General features: G+C 63.9%; 2 protein-coding genes and 1 pseudogene. 2 read left to right on the top strand and 1 reads right to left on the bottom strand.

Annotated features, from left to right (window positions below; translation table 11 throughout):
• Positions 1-243 (bottom strand): annotated as a pseudogene (locus EOA86_RS27205) (hypothetical protein); the annotation flags it as partial.
• Positions 244-408: 165 nt separating this feature from the next.
• On the opposite strand from EOA86_RS27205, the gene EOA86_RS27200 reads away from it, so the two are divergent.
• Complete coding sequence (locus EOA86_RS27200) at positions 409-1,791, top strand: aspartate aminotransferase family protein (protein ID WP_128344515.1); 1,383 nt, start codon at positions 409-411, stop codon at positions 1,789-1,791.
• 49 nt (positions 1,792-1,840) lie between these two features.
• Entirely contained in the window at positions 1,841-3,226 is a 1,386-nt protein-coding gene (locus EOA86_RS27195) for a glutamine synthetase family protein (protein ID WP_128344513.1), read from the top strand.
• Positions 3,227-3,466 lie beyond the last annotated feature (240 nt).

Raw genomic sequence — 3,466 nt, 5'->3', positions numbered from 1 at the left:
GAGCCAGTATTGCGTGAGGTTGGAATCCTCGAACACTGTCTTGCGCAAATCGTCGCCGACGGGTCTGCCGAGAATTTCGAGATCGCCGCGGAAATTGAACGTTGGACCGCCCATGCCTCTGGTGACGCCGGCTTCGACCTGGAATTTCACCGCTGCATCCTCGGCCGAGCACCAGATGCCGCCGGTGGCGAAGGCCGAGCCGGCCGATAACAGCAGCGTTGTTGCACAGAAGATCGTCCGCATCTTTCTTTCCCCAGCCACAAACCCTATCCGCATTGATGCTGGAGGATGCGCTCAGGTCAAGCGCCCGTCCTCTTCACCGTGGCCGCTGAACCAATGCAGGACAACTGTGCGGCCAATTGCGGTTCCGCACGCCGATTGGCAGAGTGACGTATGAGAGGGGCTTTCATGCATACAATCGACCATTCAAAGACGTCCGTGGGCGGCATTAGCGCCGCCCGCATCGCCGATTTGCGCGAGACCGAAGCAGAAGCCTTCCGTAAGGCGCGGCCGAAATCGGCAGCGAAGGCCGACAATGGCCTGCCGGGCTTCTTCGGCGGCGTGCCGATGCACTGGATGAACGACTGGCCGACGCCGTTTCCGATCCTGGTCGACAGCGCCAGAGGCGCCATCATCACCGATATCGACGGCAACCGGCTCGACGATTTCTGCCTCGGCGACACCGGCTCGATGTTCGGCCATTCGCCGCCGCCGGTCGCGCGCGGCATCCGCCGGCAGGCCGGACACGGCCTCACCTACATGCTGCCTTCGGAAGATGCGGTGGCGATCGGCCCGTTGCTGCAACAGCGCTTCGGCCTGCCGTTCTGGCAGATTGCGACGACGGCGACCGATGCTAATCGTTTTGCGCTGCGCGTCGCCCGCACCATCACCGGCCGGGAAAAGATCCTGGTCTTCAACGGCTGCTATCACGGCTCGGTCGACGAGACGATGGTGCGGCTGGTCGGCGGCAGACCGGCCAACCGGCCGGGACTGGCCGGCGAATTCCGCGACCTGACCCGGACGACCGATGTCATCGAGTTCAACGATGTGCCGGCACTCGAGGCCGTGCTCCGGAATAAGGATATCGCCTGCGTCATCACCGAGCCGGTGCTGACCAATTCCTGCATGGTGCTGCCCGAACCCGGCTTCCACGACGCGCTACGCCGTCTCACCCGCGCAACCGGCACCCTGCTGCTGATCGACGAGACGCACACGATCTCGACCGGTCCGGGCGGCTACACCAGGAAACACGGCTTGGAGCCGGACCTGTTCGTGCTCGGCAAGCCAATCGCCGGTGGCGTGCCGGCCAGCGTGTGGGGGATGAGCGAAGACGTCGCCAGCCGCTATACCCACTATATCAGCGCCAAGGAACCAGGCTATTCCGGCATGGGTACGACGCTGTCGGCCAATCCGCTGCAGTTCGCGGCAATGCGCGCCACGCTCGAAGAGGTGATGACCGAGGAGAACTACGACCATATGGACCATCTGGCGCGGCGGCTCGACGCAGGGCTGACCGCCGTCATCGACCGTTGCCGCCTGCCCTGGCATGTTGCCCGAGTCGGCGCGCGCGTCGAGTTCATCTGCGCACCTGGCCCGCTGAGGAATGGCGGCGAGGCGGAAACAGCGCACGCGCCGGAGCTCGAAGCGGCTATCCATGTCGCACTGGTCAATCGCGGCGTGCTGATTGCGCCGTTCCACAACATGATGCTGATCTCGCCGGCGACCAGCGCCACCCAGGTCAACCGCCTGATCACCGCCTTCGGCGCGGTTGCGGCAAGGCTCGCGGCATGAGACAAGCTTGCACATGAGAGAAGCGCACAAGCAAATTTTGAACGCCATTATGACATCACCTTCGGGCTCGACGCCTGCCGAGGCGCAGACCTTTCTCGACGCCCATCCCGAAATCGAAGCGTTCGACATAGTGCTGACCGACGCCAATGGCGTCGGGCGTGGCAAGATCGTGCGCCGGCACGAATTGAAGAGCATCTTCGAGGGCGGCCGGCACATGCCGATCTCGATCCTCGGTCTCGACATCACCGGCGAGGACGTTCACGAGACGGGGCTGATCTGGACGACCGGCGACGGTGACCTGCGGGCATGGCCGATCCCCGGCACGCTGGTGCCGCTGTTCGGCACACAGCCGCCGCGCGGCCAGGTGCTGATGGCGATGTATCATCTCGACGGTCAGCCCATGTCCTCCGATCCGCGGCTGGCGCTGGCCCGTCAGGTGGAGATACTGGCGGCCAAGGGCCTGCATCCGGCCGGCGCCTTCGAGCTCGAATTCTTCCTGCTCGCCAACGAGCGCGACGCCGACGGCAAGGTGCAGCCGGCACACGCGGTGCTCGACGGCCGACGCTCGGCCAAGACCGAGGTCTATTCCGTCGACCATCTGCACGGCATGGAACCACTGTTTTCCGACATCTATGCCGCGGCCAAGATGCAAGGCATCCCGGCGGAGACTGTCATTTCCGAATATGCGCCCGGCCAGTACGAATTGACACTGAACTACCGCAACGATGTGATCCGGGCGGCCGACGACCTCGTCATGCTGAAGCGGCTGGTGCGGGCACAGGCGCGCCGCCACGGCGTCACCGCTTGCTTCATGGCCAAGCCGATCGAGAAATATGCCGGCTCTGGCATGCATTTCCATGTCTCGCTGCGGGACAACGCCGGCAAGAACGTCTTCACTGAGGCTAGCGGCGAGACTTGGTCCTTGCCGCTGCTGCGCGGCCTTGGCGGCCTCATCCAGACCATGGCCGAATCGATGCTGGTGTTTGCGCCGCACGCCAATTCATGGCGGCGTTTCGTTTCGCAATCCTATGCGCCGGTGGCGCCGACCTGGGGCGTCAACAACCGCTCGGTGGCGCTGCGCGTGCCGGCGGGTGATGCGAAAAACCGGCGTATCGAGCACCGGCCGTCGGGCGTCGACGCCAACCCCTATCTGGTAGCGGCAACTGTGCTGGCCGGCATCACTAAGGGTCTCGACGAAGGCCTCGATCCCGGCCCCGAAACCACCGGCAATGGCTACGAATCGGCAATCACGCGCACGACCATGCCGGTGGACTGGCGCGCCGCGATCGAGGCCGCGCGCGCGTCGACGTTCCTCAAAGGCGCACTGGGCGAAGACCTGCACCGTACATTTGTGGCGATCAAGCAATCCGAATATCTGCGCGTGGCGCGCACGGTCAGCGAACTGGATTATCATCTCTATCTGCACGAGGTGTAGGCATCGCGTTGTCGGCCATCCGCCGGTGAAGGCGCAGGCGTGTGTAATTTCAACGGAACCTTCCGCGGGCTTTGCTCATTGCGTGTCTGATCGCAGCAGCGGACAAGGCCGCATCAGCCATGATCGCCAGGATGCAGACAAATCCCAGGCCACACCACGCTAAGGTGCAGGCAAGACGCTGGCCGAAGCCTGAATTGCCTGAGACGACGGAAGGCGACGACGCAAGATCTATTCCCGAAC

The sequence above is a fragment of the Mesorhizobium sp. M5C.F.Ca.IN.020.32.2.1 genome, from assembly GCF_004023105.1.
In the GTDB taxonomy this organism is placed as follows: Bacteria; Pseudomonadota; Alphaproteobacteria; order Rhizobiales; family Rhizobiaceae; genus Mesorhizobium; species Mesorhizobium wenxiniae.
This window is presented reverse-complemented; position numbering and strand designations above follow the sequence as displayed.